This window comes from Tepidimonas ignava (assembly GCF_004342625.1).
Classification (GTDB): domain Bacteria; phylum Pseudomonadota; class Gammaproteobacteria; order Burkholderiales; family Burkholderiaceae_C; genus Tepidimonas; species Tepidimonas ignava.
On record NZ_SMAH01000011.1, the window covers coordinates 12761 to 33864 of the forward strand.

General features: G+C 70.2%; 20 protein-coding genes and 1 tRNA gene. 17 read left to right on the forward strand and 4 right to left on the reverse strand.

Annotated elements, in window-relative coordinates; genetic code table 11:
* Positions 1-46: 46 nt before the first annotated feature.
* Positions 47-721, reverse strand: a complete 675-nt coding sequence (locus EDC36_RS09115; RefSeq protein WP_207895069.1) for a hypothetical protein — start codon at positions 719-721, stop codon at positions 47-49.
* A gap of 88 nt (positions 722-809) precedes the next feature.
* Between EDC36_RS09115 and EDC36_RS09120 the strand changes: the two genes are divergently transcribed.
* From EDC36_RS09120 to serS, 4 genes are all read left to right on the forward strand, one after another.
* The gene (locus EDC36_RS09120) at positions 810-1712 is read left to right on the forward strand and encodes an MOSC domain-containing protein (protein WP_132962951.1); all 903 of its coding nucleotides are present in this window, start codon (positions 810-812) and stop codon (positions 1710-1712) included.
* Between the two features lie 36 nt (positions 1713-1748).
* Positions 1749-2846: a redox-regulated ATPase YchF gene (ychF, locus tag EDC36_RS09125; RefSeq protein ID WP_132962952.1), complete on the forward strand. Its 1098-nt coding sequence runs from the start codon at positions 1749-1751 to the stop codon at positions 2844-2846.
* Positions 2847-2871: 25 nt separating this feature from the next.
* Positions 2872-3369 (forward strand): transcription/translation regulatory transformer protein RfaH, encoded by a 498-nt coding sequence (gene rfaH, locus EDC36_RS09130; RefSeq protein ID WP_132962953.1) that lies wholly within the window; start codon positions 2872-2874, stop codon positions 3367-3369.
* Between the two features lie 62 nt (positions 3370-3431).
* Positions 3432-4751 (forward strand): serine--tRNA ligase, encoded by a 1320-nt coding sequence (gene serS, locus EDC36_RS09135; protein WP_132962954.1) that lies wholly within the window; start codon positions 3432-3434, stop codon positions 4749-4751.
* A 34-nt stretch (positions 4752-4785) separates the two neighbouring features.
* On the opposite strand, the gene gloA is transcribed toward serS, so the two are convergent.
* Positions 4786-5199, reverse strand: coding sequence for a lactoylglutathione lyase (gene gloA, locus EDC36_RS09140; RefSeq protein WP_132962955.1), 414 nt, complete (start codon positions 5197-5199; stop codon positions 4786-4788).
* Positions 5200-5223: 24 nt separating this feature from the next.
* Positions 5224-6906: a DEAD/DEAH box helicase gene (locus EDC36_RS09145; protein ID WP_132962956.1), complete on the reverse strand. Its 1683-nt coding sequence runs from the start codon at positions 6904-6906 to the stop codon at positions 5224-5226.
* 352 nt (positions 6907-7258) lie between these two features.
* Between EDC36_RS09145 and ettA the strand changes: the two genes are divergently transcribed.
* Together ettA and EDC36_RS09155 are read left to right on the forward strand one after the other, a co-directional pair.
* Complete coding sequence (gene ettA, locus EDC36_RS09150) at positions 7259-8923, forward strand: energy-dependent translational throttle protein EttA (RefSeq protein ID WP_132962957.1); 1665 nt, start codon at positions 7259-7261, stop codon at positions 8921-8923.
* Between the two features lie 67 nt (positions 8924-8990).
* Positions 8991-9686: a helix-turn-helix domain-containing protein gene (locus tag EDC36_RS09155; RefSeq protein ID WP_132962958.1), complete on the forward strand. Its 696-nt coding sequence runs from the start codon at positions 8991-8993 to the stop codon at positions 9684-9686.
* On the opposite strand, the gene EDC36_RS09160 is transcribed toward EDC36_RS09155, so the two are convergent.
* The gene (locus tag EDC36_RS09160) at positions 9625-10119 is read right to left on the reverse strand and encodes a YqaA family protein (protein ID WP_132962959.1); all 495 of its coding nucleotides are present in this window, start codon (positions 10117-10119) and stop codon (positions 9625-9627) included. The genes EDC36_RS09155 and EDC36_RS09160 overlap by 62 nt on opposite strands.
* Before the next feature lie 94 nt (positions 10120-10213).
* Between EDC36_RS09160 and dusB the strand changes: the two genes are divergently transcribed.
* From dusB to EDC36_RS09215, 11 genes are all read left to right on the forward strand, one after another.
* Positions 10214-11242: a tRNA dihydrouridine synthase DusB gene (gene dusB / locus EDC36_RS09165; protein WP_132962960.1), complete on the forward strand. Its 1029-nt coding sequence runs from the start codon at positions 10214-10216 to the stop codon at positions 11240-11242.
* Between the two features lie 21 nt (positions 11243-11263).
* On the forward strand, positions 11264-11515 hold the full coding sequence (locus EDC36_RS09170; protein ID WP_132962961.1) for a helix-turn-helix domain-containing protein: 252 nt from the start codon (positions 11264-11266) through the stop codon (positions 11513-11515).
* Positions 11516-11568: 53 nt separating this feature from the next.
* Positions 11569-13155, forward strand: coding sequence for a bifunctional phosphoribosylaminoimidazolecarboxamide formyltransferase/IMP cyclohydrolase (purH, locus tag EDC36_RS09175; RefSeq protein ID WP_132962962.1), 1587 nt, complete (start codon positions 11569-11571; stop codon positions 13153-13155).
* Positions 13156-13216: 61 nt separating this feature from the next.
* A tRNA-Arg gene (locus tag EDC36_RS09180) sits at positions 13217-13293 on the forward strand.
* A 50-nt stretch (positions 13294-13343) separates the two neighbouring features.
* A complete protein-coding gene (aztA, locus tag EDC36_RS09185; protein ID WP_132962963.1) occupies positions 13344-14126 on the forward strand; it encodes a zinc ABC transporter ATP-binding protein AztA in 783 nt (260 codons plus the stop codon).
* Positions 14116-15000, forward strand: coding sequence for a metal ABC transporter permease (locus EDC36_RS09190; protein WP_132962964.1), 885 nt, complete (start codon positions 14116-14118; stop codon positions 14998-15000). The genes aztA and EDC36_RS09190 overlap by 11 nt, the downstream gene beginning before the upstream one ends.
* A gap of 21 nt (positions 15001-15021) precedes the next feature.
* Positions 15022-16347, forward strand: coding sequence for a guanine deaminase (gene guaD / locus EDC36_RS09195; RefSeq protein ID WP_132962965.1), 1326 nt, complete (start codon positions 15022-15024; stop codon positions 16345-16347).
* Between the two features lie 44 nt (positions 16348-16391).
* Entirely contained in the window at positions 16392-17843 is a 1452-nt protein-coding gene (locus tag EDC36_RS09200; protein ID WP_165902844.1) for an efflux transporter outer membrane subunit, read from the forward strand.
* Between the two features lie 7 nt (positions 17844-17850).
* Entirely contained in the window at positions 17851-19161 is a 1311-nt protein-coding gene (locus tag EDC36_RS09205; protein ID WP_132962967.1) for an efflux RND transporter periplasmic adaptor subunit, read from the forward strand.
* Positions 19158-19889 carry an ABC transporter ATP-binding protein gene (locus EDC36_RS09210; RefSeq protein ID WP_132962968.1) on the forward strand — a complete coding sequence of 244 codons (732 nt, stop codon included), beginning with the start codon at positions 19158-19160 and terminating at the stop codon, positions 19887-19889. Before EDC36_RS09205 ends, EDC36_RS09210 begins: the two co-directional genes overlap by 4 nt.
* Positions 19890-19894: 5 nt before the next feature.
* The gene (locus EDC36_RS09215; RefSeq protein WP_132962969.1) at positions 19895-21103 is read left to right on the forward strand and encodes an ABC transporter permease; all 1209 of its coding nucleotides are present in this window, start codon (positions 19895-19897) and stop codon (positions 21101-21103) included.
* Position 21104: the final 1 nt, after the last annotated feature.

Genomic DNA, 21104 nt, shown 5'->3' on the forward strand with positions numbered 1-21104 from the left:
CGGGGTGGGTGGGGATGGTCACGCCTGGGCTTGCACGTTGCGCGCGTCACCACGCCTTGGGCTCAAAGCCGGGCTGGTTGCGCACCACCACGTCGTCGTCGGCCTGCACCAGCACGTACAGCCCCTGCCGCTCGGCGTAGCGCACGACCTCGTCCGGCGCGCCCATGGCCGCCACCGCCCCGTGCAGCACCTTGTCGGCGTGTTCGGTGAAGCACGCCCTGAAGCGCTGCAGCCGCTCGATGTGCTCGTCCACATCATCGCTGCTCAGGCGGCTTTTGCACTCCACCGCGATGGCGTGCTCACCGTTGATGACCAAGAGGTCGATTTCCATCACCGCCTGGCCGCTGTCGTCCCGGGCCACCGCGTTGGGGTAGACCCGGTGCACGGGGATGCCCTGCTGCTGAAACAGCCGCACCACGGCGGGCATGACCATGTCCTGCACAAACATCCCCAGGCGGTTGCCCAACTGCCCGAGCTGGCGCTCCAACTGCTTGAGCCGCTGGTCGATGCGGCGGTCGGTTTCCTGCAGCCGACGGTCGGTCTCTTGCATCCGACGCTCAGTCTCCCGCCCCGACTCGCGCAGCTCGCGGATGAGTCGGTCGGTCTCCTGCAACCGACGGTCCGTTTCTTGCATCCGACGGTCGGTTTCCTTGCTTTGCTGGGCAAGCTCAGCGATCATGCGCTTCAAGTCGTCCCAGCTGATGTCGTCGCGTGCGCCCATGGCGGTCTCGAGAGGGGGGTGTGTGCTGACGCCCATTCTACGCCCGACGGTGTAGGCGCGGCCCGGTGTTCGGGGCACAATCGTGGTCATGACGACGTCCGAGCCACTGCCGTTGACGCTGGAGGAGATCTGGATTTACCCCGTCAAGTCGTGCGCCGGGATACGGCTGCACAGCGTGGAGCTGCTGCCCGAAGGGCTGGAGTGGGACCGCACCTGGATGGTGGTGGACGCGCGCGGCGAGTTCGTGTCGCAGCGGGAGTTGCCGCGCATGGCGCTGATCCAGCCACGGCTGCGCATGGGGCAGTTGGAGCTGCGCGCGCCGGGCATGTTGACGCTGCATCTGGCGCTGGAAGCGGCCGAGGCGCCGTGCCGCGTGCGGGTGTGGGACGACGAGCTGCCCGCCTACGACATGGGCGACGTGGCGGCGCAGTGGTTCACCGACTTTTTGGGGCCCGATTGTCCGCCGGGGATGGGACCGCTGCGGTTGGTGCGCTTCGACCCCGAGGTGCGGCGTCTGTCGCCGCTGGCGTGGACGGGTGGCGTCGAAGCCCCGACCACCTTCAGCGACGGCTACGCGCTGCTGGTGCTCAGCCGCGCGGCGCTGGACGGCCTCAACGCCCGCCTGCAGGCGCTGGGGCAGCCGCCGGTGGATGCGCGCCGGCTGCGCCCCAACCTGGTGCTGGGCGGTGTGGGCCCGCACGCCGAGGACGGTTTGCGGGCGCTGACGCTGAAGGCCGACGGTGCGCCGCCCGACGCCCCAACGGTGCAGCTGGAGCTGGTCAAGCCGTGCGCGCGCTGCACCATCCCGGACGTCGACCCCCAGCAGGGTGTGCGCGACGATCGGGTCAGCCCGGTGCTGCGCACCTACCGGGCCGATGAGCGGCTCAAGGGGGCGATCACCTTTGGCATGAACGCCATCGTGCGCGGTGGCGCTGGCCAGATGCTGCACGAGGGCATGGGCGGCTGGGGCAGCACACAGGCCACGTGGTAGCATCGTTGGCTTTTGGCGAGCAGGGGATCGATCGACATGAGCCTCAAGTGCGGCATCGTGGGCCTGCCCAACGTGGGCAAGTCCACGCTTTTCAACGCCCTGACCAAGGCCGGCATCGCGGCCGAGAACTACCCTTTTTGCACCATTGAGCCCAACGTGGGCGTGGTGGAGGTGCCCGACGCGCGGCTGCAGCAGTTGGCGGCCATCGTCAAGCCGCAGCGCGTGGTGCCGGCCATCGTCGAATTCGTTGACATCGCCGGGCTGGTGGCCGGCGCCAGTCAGGGCGAGGGGCTGGGCAACCAGTTCCTGGCCCACATCCGCGAAACCGACGCCATCATCAACGTGGTGCGCTGCTTCGACGACCCCAACATCGTGCACGTGGCGGGCCGGGTCGACCCGATCGCCGACATCGAGGTGATCCAGACCGAGCTGTGCTTGGCCGACCTGGGCACGGTGGACAAGGCGTTGCAGCGCTATCAAAAAGCCGCCAAGAGCGGCAACGACAAGGAAGCCGCCAAGATGGTGGCGCTGCTGAGCAAGGTGCGCGCGGTGCTGGATGAGGGCCGGCCGGTGCGTGTGCTGGAACTGACCGACGAGGAGCGCGCGCTGCTCAAGCCGCTGTGCCTGATCACGGCCAAGCCGGCGATGTTCGTGGGCAACGTGGCCGAAGACGGCATGGGCGACGACAACCCGCACCTGCGCCGGTTGCGCGAGTACGCCGCCAGCCAAGGCGCGCCGGTGGTGACCATCTGCGCCAAGCTCGAAGCCGAGCTGGCCGACATGGACGAGGCCGACCGGGCCGAATTTTTGCGCGAGCTGGGTTTGGCCGAGCCGGGCCTCAACCGCCTGATCCGCGCCGCGTACGAGCTGTTGGGGCTGCACACCTACTTCACCGCCGGCGAAAAGGAGGTGCGCGCCTGGACCATCCGCAAGGGCGCCACGGCGCCGCAGGCCGCCGGGGTCATCCACAGCGACTTCGAGCGCGGCTTCATCCGCGCCCAGACCATCGCGTTCGACGATTTCATCCGCTACGGCGGTGAGCAAGGGGCCAAAGAGGCCGGGCGCATGCGCGCCGAAGGCAAAGACTACGTCGTGCACGATGGCGACGTGATGAATTTCCTGTTCAACGTTTGAACCGTTCCAGCCAGGGAGGGCGGCGATGCAGCAGTGGTATCTGGTGCACACCAAGCCGCGGCAGGAACAGCGGGCGCTTGAGAACCTGCAACGGCAGGGCTACCCGTGTTTTTTGCCGACCCTAACCGCAGAACGCGTGCGCGGCGCCCGCCGCACGGTGGTGACGGAGCCGCTGTTTGCACGCTACCTGTTCATCCAGCTCGACGACAGCCTGCAGGGGCGCTCGTGGGGGCCGATCCGCTCCACCCTGGGGGTGACGCGCTTGGTGACGTTTGGTCACCAGCCCGCGCGCGTGCCCGACGCGCTGGTGGAGCAACTGCGCCAGCAGGTGGCGCAGTTGACGGCGCAGCCGCAGCCGTTGTTCACGCCAGGGCAGATCGTGCGCATCACGCGCGGCCCGTTTGCCGGGCTGGAGGCGGTGTACCAAATGCCCGATGGCGAGCAGCGCGCCGTGGTGCTGTTGACGCTGCTGCAGCGCGAGTGCCGCGTGGCGGTGCCGGTGGTGGCGTTGGCGCGCGCCTGAGGTGCGCCGCCGGCCTGCGCGGCGGCCGAAGGTGCCGGGCCCGCGCCTACAATCGCGCCATCATGCTGGACATCAACCTGTTGCGCCGCGATCTCGACACGGTGGTCGCGCGGCTCGAGACCCGACAATCCCCGCAACCCTTTTTGAACGTGGCGGCCTTTCGCGCGCTGGAAGCCGAGCGCAAGAACCTGCAGGTGCGCACCGAAACGCTGCAGGCTCGCCGCAACGCCTTGTCCAAGCAGATCGGTCAGCTCAAAGGCAAGGGGGATCACACCGCGGCCGAGGCCGTGATGGCCGAGGTGGCGGGCATCAAGGCCGAGTTGGAGGCCGCTGCGGCGCGGCTGGAGCAAATCCAAAGCGAGCTGCACACGCTGCTGCTGGCGGTGCCCAACCTGCCCCTGCCCGAGGTGCCGGTGGGGCCGGATGAGAGCACCAACGTCGAGCTGCGCCGCTGGAGCCCCACCGGCGGCCTGGGGGCGGATCCGGCGCCGTTGCCGTTCGAGCCGCGCGACCACGTGGCGTTGGGCGAGCGCCTGGGGCTGGACTTCGAGACGGCGGCCAAACTCAGCGGCGCGCGCTTTGCGGTGCTGCGCGGCCCCATCGCCCGTCTGCACCGGGCGCTGGCGCAGTTCATGCTGGACGTGCAAACCACCGAGCACGGCTACACCGAGTGCTACACGCCCTACATCGTCAACGCCGAGACCCTGCGCGGCACGGGCCAGTTGCCCAAGTTCGAAGCCGATTTGTTCGCAGCCCACAAGGGCGGCGCGCAGGGCGACGAGCCGCCGATGTACCTGATTCCCACCAGCGAGGTGACGCTGACCAACTTCGTGCGCGACACCATCGTGCCGCAGGCCGAGCTGCCCATCAAACTGACCGCGCACACGCCGTGCTTTCGTTCCGAAGCCGGCGCGGCCGGGCGCGACACCCGGGGCCTGATCCGCCAGCACCAGTTCGACAAGGTGGAGATGGTGCAGATCGTGCACCCGCAGCACAGCCATGCGGCGTTGGAGGAAATGACCGCGCACGCCGAGGCGATTCTGCAAAAGCTGGAGCTGCCGTACCGCGTGGTGTTGCTGTGCACGGGCGACATGGGTTTTGGCGCGGCGCGCACGCACGATCTGGAGGTGTGGCTGCCCGCGCAAGGGCGCTACCGCGAGATCAGCTCGGTGAGCAACTGCGGCGACTTCCAGGCACGGCGGCTGCAGGCGCGCATGCGCAACGAGCAGGGCAAGACGGAGCTGGTGCACACCCTCAACGGTTCTGGCTTGGCGGTGGGGCGTGCGCTCGTGGCGGTGCTGGAAAACCACCAAAACGCCGACGGCACCATCACGGTGCCGACAGCGCTGCGCCCGTACCTGGGCGGGGCCGAGCGGCTGTAAGCCGCCCGGTGCCCACCGCCCGCGGCGCGGGTTGTTAGCGCAGGCCCGCGCCCGGCGCGTCGAAGCTGCGCTGAATCAGCTCGATCTTGTAGCCGTCGGGGTCGGTGACGAAGGCGATCACGGTCGTGCCGCCTTTGACCGGACCGGGCTCGCGCGTGATGGTGCCGCCTGCGGCGCGGATGCGCTCGCACGCCGCGTACACGTCCGGCACCCCAATGGCGATGTGGCCGTACGCGGTGCCCATCTCGTACGACTCCACACCCCAGTTGTAGGTCAGCTCGATTTCGGCTTGCCCGGGGTTGCCGCCGTCGTAGCCCAAAAACGCCAGCGAATACTTGTACTCCGGGTTGTCCGAGGTGCGCAGCAACTGCATGCCCAACACCCGGGTGTAAAAGTCGATCGAGCGCTGCAGGTTGCCCACCCGCAGCATCGTGTGCAGGATACGCATCGTCGTCTCGTCCTTACGCCGTGGTCAGCGGATGCGGCCAAAGCTGGTGCGCAGCGGGTCGATGCCGCCGCCCCCCTTGGGCCGGTTGTTCTTGCGGCGCCCGCCGCGCTCGCCCAGCGCATCGATGCCGGTGCGCAAGGGGTCGGGCTGGCGCGCGGGCGGCGGCGTGTTGGGCTTGCGCGGTTTGGCCTGGGACGGCGCGGCCGCATTGGGGCGCTGCGGCTGGCCCGCCGCGCCCTGCGCCGGTGCGCCACCGCCCTTGTTTTTGTTGCGGCGGCGCCGGTTGCGGTTGCGCCGCCCCTCGGGGTCGATGCGCACGCGCTGCGCGTCGCTGTCGCCGGACGCCTCGGAGCCGCCGCTGGCGGGCGGCGTGTCGGTTGGCGTGTCGTCGTCGCTGGTCGCGGCGGGGCCCGGCCCGCCGGCACGACGGGCGCGCAGGCGCTCTTGCAGCTCGCGCCGCGCCGCCTTGGCGGCAGCGGCCATGACCTCACGGCTGGGCGGCTTGCCCGCGCCGCCCCACAGCACCTGGCGGCCCATCGCGATCGGCTCGGCCTTCTCATCCGGCGGGGGCATGAATTCGGGCAGCGCTTGCACCTCGATGGGTTGGCCGATGAACTGCTCGATGGCCATCATCCAGCCTTCCTCGTCGAGGCTGACGAAGCTGAGCGCCTCGCCGGTGGAGCCGGCGCGGCCCGTGCGGCCGATGCGGTGCACGTAGTCCTCCGGCACGTTGGGGATGTCGTAGTTGATGACGTGCGGCAGCTCTTCGATGTCGATGCCGCGCGCGGCGATGTCGGTGGCCACCAGCACGCGCAACTGACCGGCCTTAAAGCCCTCGAGCGCCTGCGTGCGCGCGGTCTGGCTCTTGTTGCCGTGCAGCGCCATGGCGCTGATGCCCTGCTCGTTGAGGAACTGCGCCACGCGGTTGGCCCCGAACTTGGTGCGCGTGAACACCAGCACCTGGTTCCAGCCGTGGGTGTCCAGCAGGTGCTTGAGCAGCGCCATCTTTCGGTCGCGGCCCACGGGGTAGATGACCTGACGCACGCGCTGCGCGGTGGTGTTGGCGGGCGTGACCTGAATCAGCTTGGGGTCGCGCAGCAGCCCTTGCGCCAGCGCCTTGATCTCATCGCTGAACGTGGCCGAAAACAGCAGGCTTTGCTTGTGCTGGGGCAGCAGCGCCAGCACCTTGCGCACGTCGTGGATGAAGCCCATGTCCAGCATGCGGTCGGCCTCGTCCAGCACCAGGATCTCGACCTTGGACAGGTCCAGGTGCCCCTGGTCCACCAGGTCCAGCAGCCGCCCAGGGGTGGCCACGAGGATGTCGGTGCCCTTGGCCAACTTTTCGATTTGGGGGTTGAGGCCGACGCCGCCAAAGACGACGACGCTGCGCAGCTTGAGGTGCTTGCCGTAGGCCTTGATTGACTCGCCGATTTGGGCCGCCAGCTCGCGCGTGGGGGTCAGGATGAGCGCGCGCACCGGGCGAAACTGGCCACGTTTGGGTGGTTCGCCCTGGGTGGCCAGGCGCTGCAGCAACGGCAGCGTGAAGGCGGCGGTTTTGCCGGTGCCGGTTTGGGCGCCGGCCAGCACATCGTGGCCGGCCAGCACGGCGGGGATGGCCTCGGCCTGGATCGGGGTGGGCTCGGTGTAGCCCTGCTCGCGCACGGCCTCGACCAAGGCCGGCAGCAGTTGAAGTTCTTCGAATGTCATACCAGTGCGAGCGCCCATGCCGGGGCGCGCGGCATCGAACCTTGACCGCGGTGTGGTCGCAGCCTCGGCAGTGAGGACGACCGGCACGTCCAATGCGTGCGGTTGGCGCGGTTCAGTCGGGGGTCGATGAAGTGAAAAACAAGGCGGCGGGGGACGGCGGCTGACCAAAGCCAGTGTTGGCAGCGTGCGCACGGGGCACCCGAACGCCAGGGCGTTGTTGCCCGCCGGTCCGTGACTGATGCGAACCGACTGCACGCGATTGTCGCATAACTGGGATAATTGGCGCCAACCCCGGGGCCTGCCCGGGCCATTTTTTTCGTGTATCCGTTGTTTTTGTGAAGGTGACCCTGCGATGGCCCAGTATGTGTTCACGATGAACCGTGTCTCCAAGACCGTGCCGCCCAAGCGGCAGATCTTGAAGGACATTTCGTTGAGCTTCTTCCCTGGGGCCAAGATCGGCGTGTTGGGGCTCAACGGCGCGGGCAAGTCCACGCTGCTCAAGATCATGGCCGGCGTGGACAAGGACTTCGAGGGCGAGGCCTACCCGATGCCGGGCATCAAGATTGGCTACCTGCCGCAGGAGCCGCAGTTGGACCCCGACAAGACCGTGCGTGAGACGGTGGAAGAGGGCATCGGCGGCGCGCTGGCGGCCAAAAAGCGCCTGGAGGAGGTGTACGCCGCCTACGCCGAGCCCGACGCGGACTTTGACGCGCTGGCGGCCGAACAAGCCGAGCTGGAGGCGATCATCGCCGCCGCCGGCAGCGAAAACACCGACCTGCAGCTGGAGTTGGCCGCCGACGCGCTCAACCTGCCGCCGTGGGATGCGGTGATCCGCAACCTCTCCGGTGGCGAAAAGCGCCGCGTGGCGCTGTGTCGGTTGCTGCTGTCCAAACCCGACATGCTGCTGCTGGACGAGCCCACCAACCACCTGGACGCCGAAAGCGTGCACTGGCTGGAGCAGTTTTTGCAGCGCTTTCCCGGCACCGTGGTGGCCATCACGCACGACCGCTACTTCCTCGACAACGCCGCCGAGTGGATCCTGGAATTGGACCGTGGCATGGGCATCCCGTACAAGGGCAACTACTCGCAGTGGCTGGAGCAAAAGGAGCGCCGCCTGGAGCAGGAGCAAAAAGCCGAGGACGCGCGCCGCAAGGCCATGAAGGAGGAGCTCAAGTGGGTGCGCGCCAACGCCAAGGGCCGCCAAGCCAAGAGCAAGGCGCGCCTGCAGCGCTTCGAGGAGCTGAGTGACTACGAATACCAAAAGCGCAACGAGACCAACGAGATCTTCATCCCCGTGGCCGAGCGGCTGGGCTCGCAGGTCATTGAGCTGCGCAACGTCAGCAAGGCGTTCGGCAACCGGCTGCTGATCGACAACCTGTCGTTCAACGTGCCCGCCGGCGCCATCGTGGGCATCATCGGCCCCAACGGCGCGGGCAAGTCCACGCTGTTTCGCATGATCCAAGGCGTGGAGCGCCCCGACAGCGGCGAGATCATCATCGGCCAGACGGTCAAGCTGGCCTTCGTGGACCAAAGCCGCGACTGCTTGGACCCCAACAAGACCGTGTGGGAGGAGGTCTCGGGCGGTCTGGACAACATCACCGTGGGCAAGTTCGTCATGCCCAGCCGCGCCTACTTGGGCCGCTTCAACTTCAAGGGCAACGACCAGCAAAAGCGCGTTGGCGACCTCTCCGGCGGCGAGCGCGGCCGGCTGCACCTGGCCAAGACGCTGGCCAAAGGCGGCAACGTGCTGCTGCTGGACGAGCCCTCCAACGACCTCGACGTCGAAACCCTGCGTGCGTTGGAAGAGGCGCTGCTGGAGTTCGCCGGCACGGCGCTGGTGATCAGCCACGACCGCTGGTTCCTCGACCGCATCTGCACGCACATCCTGGCCTACGAGGGCGACAGCCAGTGGTACTTCTACGACGGCAACTTCACCGAGTACGAGGCCGACAAGGTGCGTCGCTTGGGCGAGGAGGGCGCGCGGCCCAAGCGCGTGCGCTTCAAGTCGCTGACCTGACACCGCCGCCGGTGGCGGCGGCGCGCGGACGTTGGCGAGCGCGGCGATTTCGGTGAAAATGGCGACAATGAAACGCCAAGTGACCGAAATCGACATCGACAGCCACGACCAGCCCTACTACACCACGCTGGAGGTGGCGCGCCTGCTCGGCATGGCCGTGCGCTCGGTGCAACTGATGGTGGACCGCGGCGACCTGGAGGCGTGGAAAACCCCCGGCGGGCATCGCCGCATCACCGCCGAATCGCTGCGCGCCTGGTTGCAACGCAGCCGCGCCAGCGTCGGCGCGGGCCGCGCGGCGGCGCGGCGGCGCGCCGGGCGGCCGTCGCGCCCCCCCTGCGTGCTGTTGATCGAAGATTCGTCGCACTTTCAGCAGCTGGTGCGGTTGCTGATGCGGCAGCATTTTCCGCAGGTGCAACTGCAAGTCGCCGACGACGGCATTTCGGGCCTGGTGTCGTTTGGTCAGCTCAACCCCGACGTGCTGATCGTGGACATCCTGCTGCCCGGCATCGACGGCGCGTCGATGATCATGGGCTTGCGCCACCACGCGTTGGTGGGGGACAGCAAGCTGATCGTGCTGACCTCGCTGGACGAAGCGCAACGCGCCGACTACGCGCACGCGCTGCACGGCCTGACCGTGGTGCACAAGCCCAACCTGGTGCGCGAGCTGCCCGGCCTGATCGAGCGGGCGCTGGGTGCGCGCCTCAACCCACCCAGCGCGCCAGCCAATCCCCCGGCAGCAGCCACAGCAGCGCCGCTGTCATGAGCGTGTAGCGCGCGAACTTGCCGATCGCCATGTAGGCCACGCACGGCCAAAACGGAAACCGCAGCCAGCCCGCCACCGCGCACAGCGGGTCGCCCACCGCGGGCAGCCAGCTCAGCAAACAGGCTTTGGGGCCGAAACGCTCCAACCAGTCCAGTGCGCGCAGGTGCGTTGGCGAGCCGCGTGCACGGTCGATCGCCGTGTGCGCCCCGTAGCCCATGGCCCAACTGATGGCGCCGCCCACCGTGTTGCCCGCCGTGGCCACCAGCACCGCGGGCCAAAACAGCTCCGGGTTGAGCTTGACCAAGCCAAACACCGCCGGCTCCGAGCCCATCGGCAGCAGCGTGGCCGACACCAGCGCCACCACGAACACCGTGGGCAAGCCCACTTCGGGCAGGCTCAGCGTGTGCAGCAGGGGAGCGATCCAGGCATCCATGGGGCGGCGGCGGGTCAACGACGGCCGGCAGTATAGGGCGGCGGCTGGACAGGGTGGGCCGCACGCTACAATGCCCATTTTTTCAGCAACCACGATGAGCGCTGGCTTGACCCTGGGGCCTTACACGCTGCCCAACCGTTGGTTCGTCGCCCCCATGGCCGGGGTGACCGACCGGCCCTTTCGGCGCTTGTGCAAGCGGCTGGGGGCGGGCTACGCGGTCAGCGAAATGATCACCGCGCGCCCGGAGCTGCGCGACAGCCTCAAGACCGCGCGCCGGGCCAACCACGCGGGCGAGCCCGGGCCCATTGCGGTGCAGATCGCCGGCACCGACCCCGAGATGATGGCCGACGCGGCGCGCTACAACATCGACCGCGGCGCGCAAATCATCGACATCAACATGGGCTGCCCGGCCAAGAAGGTGTGCAACAAGTGGGCCGGCTCCGCCCTGATGCAGGATGAAGCGCTGGCCGTCGCCATCATCGAGGCGGTGGTGGCGGCGTGCGAGCCGCACGGCGTGCCGGTGACGTTGAAGATGCGCACCGGGTGGTGCGCGCAGGCCAAAAACGCCCCGCGGCTGGCGCGCCTGGCCGAGCAGGCCGGCGTGCGCATGCTCACCATCCACGGCCGCACGCGCGAGCAAGGCTACAGCGGTCAGGCCGAGCACGCCACCACCGCCCTCATCAAAACGCTGGTGCGCATCCCCGTCGTGGCCAACGGCGACATCGACAGTCCCGAGGCCGCGGACGCGGTGCTGCGCGCCACCGGGGCCGACGCGGTGATGATCGGCCGGGCGGCGCAGGGGCGGCCGTGGCTGTTTGCCGAAATCGACCACAAGCTGCGCACGGGCCGGCCCATGCCGGCGCCCACGCCGGCCCAACTGCGCGCGTGGCTCACCGAGCACCTGCTGGACCACTACAACCTGTACGGCGAGCACACCGGCGTGCGCAGCGCGCGCAAGCACCTGCTGTGGTACCTGCGCGCGCTGGGCGGCGCGCCCGCGGCGCAGCAGCGCCTGCGCGAAGCGGTCGTGCAGGCCACCCGGCCCGAGCAGCAGTTGCAGGCCTTGCACGCGTTTTTGGACACCCTGCAAGACCCGCCCGCAGCGCTGCCGCTGGCCGCTTGAAGCCACCACCCACACCCGACGATGGACACCCCACCCAGCCTGCCCGACTGCGTGCGCGCCAACCTGGCGGCCTACTTCGACACCCTGGGCGACACCGAGCCGGCCAACCTGCACGACATGCTGGTGCGCGCGGTGGAGCAGCCCCTGCTGCAAGAGGTGATGGCGCGCACGCGCGGCAACCAGTCGCGCGCCGCGCAGTGGCTGGGGCTGAACCGCAACACGTTGCGCAAAAAGCTGCAGCAGCACGGCCTGCTGTCCAGCGGCCGCCCCTGAGGCCAGCGCCCGACCCACCGATTTCCCCAACCTTGTCCCGAGGACCCGAGACCATGCGAGCGTTGATTTCCGTTTCCGACAAAACCGGCGTGCTGGCGCTGGCGCAGGGGCTGCACGCGCTGGGCGTGCAACTGATCTCCACCGGTGGCACCGCGCGCCTGCTGGCCGACGCCGGCCTGCCCGTCACCGAGGTGGCCGAGGTGACCGGCTTTCCGGAAATGCTCGACGGCCGTGTCAAGACGTTGCACCCCAAGGTGCACGGCGGTCTGTTGGCGCGGCGCGATGTGCCGGCGCACATGCAGGCGCTGGCCGACCATGGCATCGCACCGATCGACCTGCTGGTGGTCAACCTGTACCCGTTCGAGGCCACCGTGGCCCAGCCCGGCTGCACGCTGGCCGACGCCATTGAGAACATCGACATCGGCGGTCCGGCCATGGTGCGCTCGGCGGCGAAAAACTGGCGCGACGTCGCCGTGTTGACCGATCCCGAGCAGTACCCCTTGGTGCTGGCCGAGCTGCGCGACGCCGGCCGTGTCAGCGACGCCACGCGGTTGCGGCTGGCGGTGGCGGCGTTCAACCGCATCGCGCAGTACGACGCCGCCATCAGCCAGTACCTGTCGGCGCTGGATCTGACCGCCGGTGCGCCGGCGGCCGACGCCGTGCCCGCGCGGCACACCTTCCCGGCGCAGTTCAACGCGTGCTGGACCAAGGTGCAAGACCTGCGCTACGGCGAAAACCCGCACCAGCAGGCGGCTTTTTACCGCGACCCGGACGCGCCCGAGGGCTCGCTGGCCAGCGCGCAGCAGTTGCAAGGCAAGGAGCTGTCGTACAACAACATCGCCGACGCCGACGCGGCGTGGGAGTGCGTCAAGGGGTTCGAAGCCCCGGCGTGCGTCATCATCAAACACGCCAACCCCTGCGGCGTGGCCGTGGGTGCGAGCCCCCTGGAGGCGTACCGCAAGGCGTTCCAGACCGACCCCACCAGCGCCTTTGGCGGCATCATCGCCTTCAACCGCACGCTGGACGGGCAGGCCGCCCAGGCGGTGGCGCAACAGTTCGTCGAGGTGCTGATCGCGCCCGACTTCACGCCCGAGGCCTTGGCCGTGTTCAAAGCCAAAACCAACGTGCGGCTGCTGCGCATCGCGTTGCCGGCCGACGTGGCCGCCACCCGCAACCGGCTGCACCTGCAGCGCGTCGGTGGCGGGGTGTTGGTGCAAACGGCCGATCACCACGTGCTGCGCGCGCAAGACCTCAAGGTCGTCACGCGCCGCCAGCCCACCGCGCAAGAGCTGCAAGACCTGCTGTTCGCCTGGAGCGTGGCGCAGTACGTCAAGAGCAACGCCATTGTCTTTTGCAAAGACGGCATGACCATGGGCGTGGGCGCGGGCCAGATGAGCCGGCTCGACTCGGCGCGCATCGCCAGCATCAAGGCGCAGGCGGCGGGCCTGAGCCTGCAGGGCACGGCGGTGGCCAGCGACGCCTTCTTCCCGTTCCGCGACGGGCTTGATGTAGTGGTGGACGCTGGCGCGACCTGCGTCATCCAGCCGGGCGGCTCGGTGCGCGACGCCGAGGTCATCGCCGCCGCGGACGAGCGCGGCGTGGCGATGGTGTTCACCGGCGTGCGCCACTTCCGTCATTGACGGGGGCCGTGGTGCGAAGCGCCGCGTTTTTGCGTGTATAATGCGGGCTTCCGACAACAACGCGGCTGTAGCTCAGTTGGATAGAGTACTTGGCTACGAACCAAGGGGTCGTGGGTTCGAATCCTGCCAGCCGCGCCATACACCCAAGGCCAGTCCCAGCGACTGGCCTTTTTTATGCGCCGTGGCCCATGGCTGCACCCGCTGACATCGTCGTCCATGACCTGACCGCAGGCTACGAGCGCCACCCGGCGGTGCACCACGTCAGCCTGCGCTGGCCGGCCGGTGCGCTGGCCGCGGTGGTGGGGCCCAACGGGGCGGGCAAGTCCACGCTGCTCAAGTGCGTGGCGGGCCGGCTGCGGCCCATGCACGGCCGCATCCACGGCGTGGCGCCGGCGCAGGTGGCGTACCTGCCGCAGCTCAGCGAGGTTGACCGCAGCTTTCCGATCACGGTGGCCGAGCTTGTCGCCATGGGCCTGTGGCACGAGCTGGGGCCGTGGCGGCGGCCCGACGCCGGCCAGCGCGCGCGCGTGGCCCATGCGCTGGCCGAGGTGGGGCTGCACGGCTTCGAGCGGCGCACGCTGGACACCCTCTCGGGCGGCCAGTTCCAGCGGGCGCTGTTTGCCCGCCTGATGCTGCAAGACGCCCCGGTGGTGCTGCTGGACGAGCCGTTCACGGGGGTCGATGCGCGCACGCTGCAAGAGCTGCTGTGTGTGCTGCACCGCTGGCACGAGCAGGGCCGCACGGTGATCGCGGTGTTGCACGACCTGGAGCTGGTGCGCGCAGCCTTCCCCCTGGCCACGTTGCTGGCGCGCGAGCTGGTGGCGCACGGCCCCACGGCTGCGGTGCTGACCGAGGCCAACCTGCTGCGTGCGCGCCAGTTGCAAGAGGCCTTTGACGACACCGCCGAGGTGTGCGACCTGCCCGACCCCGGGGCCGCGCCCCACGCAGCGGAGGCCGGCCATGGGCATTGAGGCGTGGTGGACGGCGCTGCTGGCCAGCACGGGGCTGGAGTTCGACTTCATGCGCCGGGCGGCGATCGGCTGCGCGTTGCTGGCGCTGGGCGCGGCCCCGGTGGGGGTGCTGCTGATGCTGCGCCGCATGAGCCTGATGGGCGACGCCATGTCGCACGCCATCTTGCCCGGCGCGGCGCTGGGCTACCTGGCGGCCGGCCTGTCGCTGCCCGCCATGACGCTGGGTGGCGTGGTGGGCGGTTTGGTGGTGGCGCTGGCCGCGGGGGCGGTGGCGCGCCACACGGTGCTGCGTGAAGACGCCGCCCTGGCCGCGTTGTACCTGGTGTCGTTGGCGCTGGGGGTGCTGATCATCTCGGTGCGCGGCACCCAGGTCGATCTGCTGCACGTCCTGTTCGGCTCGGTGCTGGCGCTGGACGACGGGGTGGTGGCGCTGCTGGCGGGCGTGTCGGCCGTGACCGTGGGCGGGCTGGCGCTGCTGTGGCGTCCGCTGGTGATGGAGTGCGTCGACCCGGCGTTTCTGCGCGGCGTCAGCCCCTGGGGCGCGTGGGCGCACCAAGGGTTTTTGGCGTTGGTGGTGATCAACCTGGTGGCGGCGTTTCATGCCCTGGGCACGCTGATGGCGGTGGGCATGATGGTGTTGCCGGCGGCCAGCGCCCGGCTGTGGGCGCGGCGCTGGCAGCCGATGCTGCTGTGGGCCGTGGCCACCGCCGCGGTTGGGGGCTGGATGGGGCTGTGGTGGTCGTACCGGATGGAGTGGCCCACCAGCCCGACCATCGTGCTGTTGCTGGGGGCGTGGTACGCGCTGTCGCTGCTGGTGGCGCCGCACGGTTGGTGGCGGCAGCAGCATGTCCCCCACCGCCACCTGCGTGGCTGAAGGCGGCTAAGCTTACGCCCCATGCAAGCTTGGCGCGCTTCCCTGCTGTGGTTCGACCCGCACGCTGACGGTCCTCAGGCCCACTTCGAACACGATGGTTTGCTGGTGACCGCACCGGACGCGGCCGGGGTGCAGCGGGTGCTGGCCGTGGGTGCGTACGCCGCGGTGCGTGCGGCGCACCCCACCGTGCCGGTGCGTGACCACCGGGGCTGGCTGCTGGCGCCGGGGTTCATCGACCTGCACGTGCACTACCCGCAAACCGACATCATCGGCGCGCCGGCCGAGGGGTTGTTGCCCTGGCTGCAACGCTACACCTTCCCGCAGGAAGCGCGCCTGGCTGACCCCGACCACGCCCACGCGGTGGCCCGCTTCTTTTTGGACGAGATGGCGCGCCACGGCGTGACCACGGCACTGACCTGGGCCACCTCGCACCCGGCGTCGGTCGAAGCGCTGCTGAGCCAGGCCCAGGCCCGCGGTCTGCGCTGGATCACCGGCAAGGTGCTGCAAGACCGCCACAGCCCCGACGGCGTGCGCGACGACACCGAAACCAGCTTGCGCGACACCGAGACGCTGCTGCAGCGCTGGCACGGGCGCGGGCGGCTGGGCTACGCCATCACGCCGCGCTTTGCCCCCAGTTGCAGCGACGCGCAACTGCGCGGCGCGGGCGAGTTGGCCGCCCGCTACCCCGACGTGTGGATTCAGTCGCACGTGGCCGAACAGGTCGACGAGGTGCGCTGGGTGCGCGAGCTCTACCCGCACGACCGCAGCTACCTGGCGGTGTACGAGCGCTTTGGCCTGCTGCGCCCGCGCGCCGTTTACGGGCACGGCATCTACCTGGAGGACGACGATTGGGCGCTGCTGCGCCGCAGCGGCGCGGCCATCGCCGTGGCCCCGACCAGCAACCTGTTTTTGGGCAGTGGCTTTTTCGACTACGCGGCGGCGCGCGCGGCGGGGATCGTGCTCGGGTTGGCCAGCGATGTGGGGGGCGGCATGAGCTTCAGCCCCCTGGTGACGATGCGCACGGCCTACACGGTGGGGCGCGCCGCCGTGCGCGGCGATGGCAAGGCCAAGCAAGGGGTGAGCTTGGAGCCGTTGGACCTGTGGTGGCAGCACACCGCCGGGGCGGCGCGTGCGCTGGGCCTGGCCGGCACGGTCGGCTCGCTGGCCCCCGGCAGCGAAGCCGACTTCGTGCTGCTGGACCCCGCCGCCACGCCGTTGCTGGCGCGCCGCTGCGCGCAGGCGCAGTCGTTGGCGGAGTGGTTGTTCGCCCTCATCATGCTGGGCGACGACCGCGCCGTGCGCGCCGTGCACGTGGCCGGGGCGGCGCAGCAACACAACTTGACGTGACCGACACACGGCAGCAGTGCACCGGTGGCACGATGGCGCCCACGATGACGACACCCACCCACCCGATGACCGCGCGCCGGCGCCTGACCTGGCTGGCGGTGCCGATGCTGGCGCTGGCCGGGTGCGCCAGCGCCCCGCTGGCGCCCGGGCCGGTGCTCAGCGTCGAGACGCCGACCGCGTGGACGGCGCTGGACGGCGCCGCACCCGCGCCGCCCGACGGGCCATCGGCGTGGGACGTGGCGCGTTGGTGGGAAGGGTTGGGTGACGCCGCGCTGACCGCCTGGGTGCAGGCGGCGCTGCAAGCCAACACCGACCTGCGCGCGGCCCAGGCTGCGCTGGCGCAAGCCCGCGCGGTGCGCGAAGCGGCCCAAGCCGCCACCTGGCCCAGCGTCGATGCCCGCCTCGGCGCGCGCCAGGCGCGCACCGAGGCGGGCGGTGCCCACGCCGTCAGCGCCGGGCTTGATGCCCAGTGGGAACTGGACCTGTGGGGTCGACGCAACGCGGCCGTGCAAGCCAGCGAAGCGGACGAGCGCGCCACGGCGGCGTCGCTGGCCTGGACGCGCGTGTCGCTGGCGGCCGAGGTGGCGGCGGCTTACTGGGACCTTTGGAGCGCGCAGCAGCGCCTGCAAACCGCCCAGCAGAGCCTGGCCGCGCAAACCGACAGCGTGCAATTGACCCAGTGGCGCGTGCAGGCCGGCCTGAGCGCGCAGCAAGACCTGGACAGCGCACGCGCGAACCTGGAGCAAACCCGCGCCAGCGTGGCTGCGCTGCAAGCCAGCGCACGCCAAGCGCTGCACGCGCTCAACCTGCTGGCCGGCCGCCCGGCAGGCGCTGCGCCGTTGGCGCAACCCGCCGAGCGTGCGCCCGAGCCGCCGCCGGCCTGGACCCTGCCGGTGCCGGCCGACACGCTGCGCCAGCGTCCGGACGTGGCCGCCGCCTGGGCGCGTTGGCAGGCCGCCGCGGCGCGCGTGGCGCAGGCCGACGCGGCCCGGTTGCCCACGCTGACGTTGACGGGCAGCCTGAGCTGGCAAGCCCCGCGGGTGAGCGAGCTGCTGGACCCCGCTGCACTGACCCGTGCGCTGGTGGCCAGCGTCGCCGCGCCGCTGTTCGACGCGGGGCAGCGCCAGGCCCAGGTGCGCCAGCAACAGGCGGCGCTGGAGCAAGCCCGCGCGGCGCTGGAAGGCGCGTTGCTGGCGGCGCTGCGCGACGTCGAAAACGCCCTCGTGGCCATCGCCAGCGACCGTGCCCGCGTGCGGCACCTGCAGGCCGCCGAAGAAGCCGCGGCCGCGGCGCTGCAGCAGGCCACGCTGCGCCACCGCGCGGGGCTGGCTGACCTGCGCACGCTGTTGGACGCCCAGCGCACGTGGCTGGCCGTGCGCAGCGAGCGCATCGCCGCCCAGGCGCAGTGGGCCACAGACCACGCGCGCCTGTTCAAAGCCCTGGGTGGGGGCTGGCAGCCCGCCGACACCGACCCGGTGCCCGAACGATCGAGGTGACCCTGACATGCCTTGGTGGAAACGAACGACACGCCCCTCCGACGCCGACGTGCAGCGCCTGCTGGGCGACGAACGTCCGCGGCCGCTGTGGCGGCGACCCTGGCCTTGGCTCGCGCTGCTGGTGCTGCTGGCCGCAGGCTGGGGCTGGCAGCGCTGGCAGGTGCGCAGCGCCGAGCAGGCCCGCCCGGTGTACGTGACCGAGCCCCTCAAGCGCGGTGACCTCGTGCTCAACGTCACGGCCAACGGCACGCTGCAGCCGGTGCGTTCGGTCAACATCGGCAGCGAGCTGTCCGGCACCGTGCGCGAGGTGCTGGTCGACGTCAACGACCGCGTGCAGCGGGGGCAGGTGCTGGTGGTGCTGGACACCGCCAAGCTGCAAGACCAGGTCAACAGCGCGCGTGCGGCGCTGGCGTCGGCGCAGGCGCAGGTGGCGCAGGCCGACGCCACCGCCGCCGAGGCCGAGGCCAACCTGAAGCGCTTGCAAACGCTGGCGCAGCTCAGCGGCGGCACCACGCCGTCGCCCAGCGAGCTCGAAGCCGCCCAGGCCGCGCTGCAGCGCGCCCGCGCCGCGCAGGAGGTGGCCCGCGCGGCGGTGGAGCAGGCGCGCGCCACCCTGTCCACCAACGAAACCAACCTGGCCAAAGCGTCCATCCGCTCGCCCATCGACGGTGTGGTGCTGGCGCGCAACGTCGACCCAGGCAACGCCGTGGCGGCGTCGCTGCAGGCGGTCACGCTGCTGACCATCGCACAGGATCTGCGCCGCCTCAAGCTCGACGTGGCGGTGGACGAAGCCGACGTCGGCCATGTGCGCGAAGGACAAAGTGCCACGTTCACGGTGAGTGCCTACCCGCGGCGGCGCTACCCGGCGCAGGTCGAGCGTGTCGCCTACGGCGCCACCAAGACCGACAACGTCGTCACCTACAGCGCCACCCTGGGCGTGGCCAACGACGACCTGTCGCTGCGGCCGGGCATGACGGCCACCGCCACCATCCGCGCCGCCGAGCGCAAGGACGTGTGGCTGGTGCCCAACACGGCGCTGCGCTTCGCGCCCAGCGAACCCACGGCCCCCAGCGCCGGTGGTGGGCTGGCCAGCCTGTTCATGCCCAAGCCGCCCAGCGCCGGGCGCAAAACGGTGCGCGTCGACACCCGCGCCGGCGGGCCGCGCCAGATCTGGGTGCTGCGCGACGGCCAGCCGCAGGCGCTGCCGGTGACGGTGGGCATCAGCGACGGTCGCATGACCGAAGTCAGCGGCGAGGGGTTGGCCGACGGCCTGCCCGTGATCGTGGAGCAACGCAGCAACGGGCGCGGCGCGCGATGAGCACCTCGGCATCGGCACCGCTGATCGCCCTGATGGGGGTGCAGCGCACCTACGGCAGTGGGGCGGCGGCGTTTCAGGCCTTGCGTGGCGTGGACCTGGAGGTCAGGGCGGGGGAGTTCGTCGCCATCATGGGGCCCAGCGGCTCGGGCAAGTCCACGGCGATGAACATCTTGGGTCTGCTGGACACCCCGAGCGTTGGGGAATACCGCTTCCAGGGCGTGGCGGTGCAGCGCTTGGCGCGCGACGAGCGCGCGCTGCTGCGGCGGCGCTACTTCGGTTTTGTTTTCCAGGGCTTTCACCTGCTGCCGCGCACCACCGCGCTGGAAAACGTCGAGCTGCCGCTCATTTACCGCGGCGAGCGCGCGCGCACGCGCCACGCCGCCGCGCGCGCCGCGTTGGCCGAGGTGGGCCTGGCGGGCTGGGAGCACCACACCCCGGCGGAGCTGTCCGGCGGCCAGCAGCAGCGCGTGGCCATCGCGCGCGCCATCGTCACCCAGCCGCAGGTGCTGCTGGCCGACGAGCCCACCGGCAACCTGGACTCGCAGCGCAGCCACGAGATCATGCAGCTCATCACCCGCCTCAACCGCGAGCGCGGCATCACCGTGCTGATGGTCACGCACGAAGCCGACATCGCCGCCTACGCGCAGCGTATCGTGCACTTTCGCGACGGCCGCATTGAGCGCGAGGAGCGGCGCGACACCACGGCGGCGACCAGCCCGGAGGCCTGACGACGATGTGGCTCAACACCTTGCTGCTGGCGTTGCGCTCGATCCGGCGCAACCTGCTGCGCTCGTTCCTGACGGTGCTGGGCGTGGTCATCGGCGTGGCCGCGGTGGTCACCATGGTCACGGTGGGCAACGGCGCCACACGCGCCATCCAGGCCCAGATCGCCAGCCTGGGCGTCAACCTGCTGCAAGTGCGCCCCGGGCAGCGCCTCGGGCCGGGCGGCTTTGGCGGTGGCGCGCCGTCGTTCAAGCTGGCCGACGCCCACGCCATCGCCACCCAGGTGCCCGGGGTGCTTGCGGTGGCGGCCGAAACGCGCTCCAGCGGCGCCGTCGTGGCCAACGGGCGCAACTGGAGCGCCAGCCTCATCGGCGGCTCGGCGGACTGGATGCTGACCAACAACTGGACCCTGGCCGAGGGCCGGCCCTTCACCGACGACGAGCAGCGCGTTGGCGCGGCGGTGTGCATCCTGGGCGAGACGGTGCGACGCGAGCTCTTTGGCGCCAGCTCACCGGTGGGCGCCAGTGTGCGCGTGCGCCAGATCCCGTGCGAGGTGGTGGGCGTCCTGGCCCCCAAGGGCACCGGCGCGTTCGGTCAGGACCAGGACGACGTCGTGCTGATGCCCATCACCACGCTGCACCGGCGCGTGGTGGGCCATACGCGCGTGTTCACGCTGCACGTGTCGATGCAGGACGGCGCCGACGCCGATGCCGTCAAAAGCGCCTTGCGTGCGGTGCTGCGCGAACGCCGCAGCCTGGCCGACGGTGAAGAGGACAACTTCAACATCCTGGACACGGCGCAACTGGCCGACACGATGGCGGGCACCACCCGCATCATGACCATGCTGCTGGGGGCGGTGGCCGCCGTCAGCCTGGTGGTGGGGGGCATCGGCATCATGAACATCATGCTGGTCAGCGTCACCGAGCGCACGCGCGAAATCGGACTGCGGCTGGCCATCGGTGCGCGCGAACGCGAGGTCATGGGCCAGTTCCTCGTCGAAGCGGTGGTGCTGGCCGCCTTTGGCGGTTTGGTGGGGCTGCTGCTGGCGCTGGCCGCCAGCGTCGGGCTGAGCGTGGCGATGGATGTGCCGTTCGTTTTCGAGCCCGCCATCAACGCCCTGGCGTTCACCGTGGCGGCGCTCATCGGCGTGGCGTTTGGCTACTTCCCCGCCCGCCGCGCCGCCCGGCTGGACCCCATCGAGGCGCTGCGGCATGAGTGAG

Excerpts from the sequence above, each read along its gene's own strand:
- gloA (WP_132962955.1), bottom strand. The coding sequence starts at position 5,199 with ATGCGTATCCTGCACACGATGCTGCGGGTGGGCAACCTGCAGCGCTCG.
- EDC36_RS09205 (WP_132962967.1), top strand. The coding sequence starts at position 17,851 with ATGCCTTGGTGGAAACGAACGACACGCCCCTCCGACGCCGACGTGCAG.
- EDC36_RS09160 (WP_132962959.1), bottom strand. The coding sequence starts at position 10,119 with ATGGATGCCTGGATCGCTCCCCTGCTGCACACGCTGAGCCTGCCCGAA.
- EDC36_RS09190 (WP_132962964.1), top strand. The coding sequence starts at position 14,116 with ATGGGCATTGAGGCGTGGTGGACGGCGCTGCTGGCCAGCACGGGGCTG.
- purH (WP_132962962.1), top strand. The coding sequence starts at position 11,569 with ATGCGAGCGTTGATTTCCGTTTCCGACAAAACCGGCGTGCTGGCGCTG.
- aztA (WP_132962963.1), top strand. The coding sequence starts at position 13,344 with ATGGCTGCACCCGCTGACATCGTCGTCCATGACCTGACCGCAGGCTAC.
- EDC36_RS09155 (WP_132962958.1), top strand. The coding sequence starts at position 8,991 with ATGAAACGCCAAGTGACCGAAATCGACATCGACAGCCACGACCAGCCC.
- EDC36_RS09210 (WP_132962968.1), top strand. The coding sequence starts at position 19,158 with ATGAGCACCTCGGCATCGGCACCGCTGATCGCCCTGATGGGGGTGCAG.
- serS (WP_132962954.1), top strand. The coding sequence starts at position 3,432 with ATGCTGGACATCAACCTGTTGCGCCGCGATCTCGACACGGTGGTCGCG.
- EDC36_RS09120 (WP_132962951.1), top strand. The coding sequence starts at position 810 with ATGACGACGTCCGAGCCACTGCCGTTGACGCTGGAGGAGATCTGGATT.
- rfaH (WP_132962953.1), top strand. The coding sequence starts at position 2,872 with ATGCAGCAGTGGTATCTGGTGCACACCAAGCCGCGGCAGGAACAGCGG.
- ettA (WP_132962957.1), top strand. The coding sequence starts at position 7,259 with ATGGCCCAGTATGTGTTCACGATGAACCGTGTCTCCAAGACCGTGCCG.
- EDC36_RS09170 (WP_132962961.1), top strand. The coding sequence starts at position 11,264 with ATGGACACCCCACCCAGCCTGCCCGACTGCGTGCGCGCCAACCTGGCG.
- EDC36_RS09215 (WP_132962969.1), top strand. The coding sequence starts at position 19,895 with ATGTGGCTCAACACCTTGCTGCTGGCGTTGCGCTCGATCCGGCGCAAC.
- dusB (WP_132962960.1), top strand. The coding sequence starts at position 10,214 with ATGAGCGCTGGCTTGACCCTGGGGCCTTACACGCTGCCCAACCGTTGG.
- guaD (WP_132962965.1), top strand. The coding sequence starts at position 15,022 with ATGCAAGCTTGGCGCGCTTCCCTGCTGTGGTTCGACCCGCACGCTGAC.
- EDC36_RS09145 (WP_132962956.1), bottom strand. The coding sequence starts at position 6,906 with ATGACATTCGAAGAACTTCAACTGCTGCCGGCCTTGGTCGAGGCCGTG.
- EDC36_RS09200 (WP_165902844.1), top strand. The coding sequence starts at position 16,392 with ATGACGACACCCACCCACCCGATGACCGCGCGCCGGCGCCTGACCTGG.
- EDC36_RS09115 (WP_207895069.1), bottom strand. The coding sequence starts at position 721 with ATGGGCGCACGCGACGACATCAGCTGGGACGACTTGAAGCGCATGATC.
- ychF (WP_132962952.1), top strand. The coding sequence starts at position 1,749 with ATGAGCCTCAAGTGCGGCATCGTGGGCCTGCCCAACGTGGGCAAGTCC.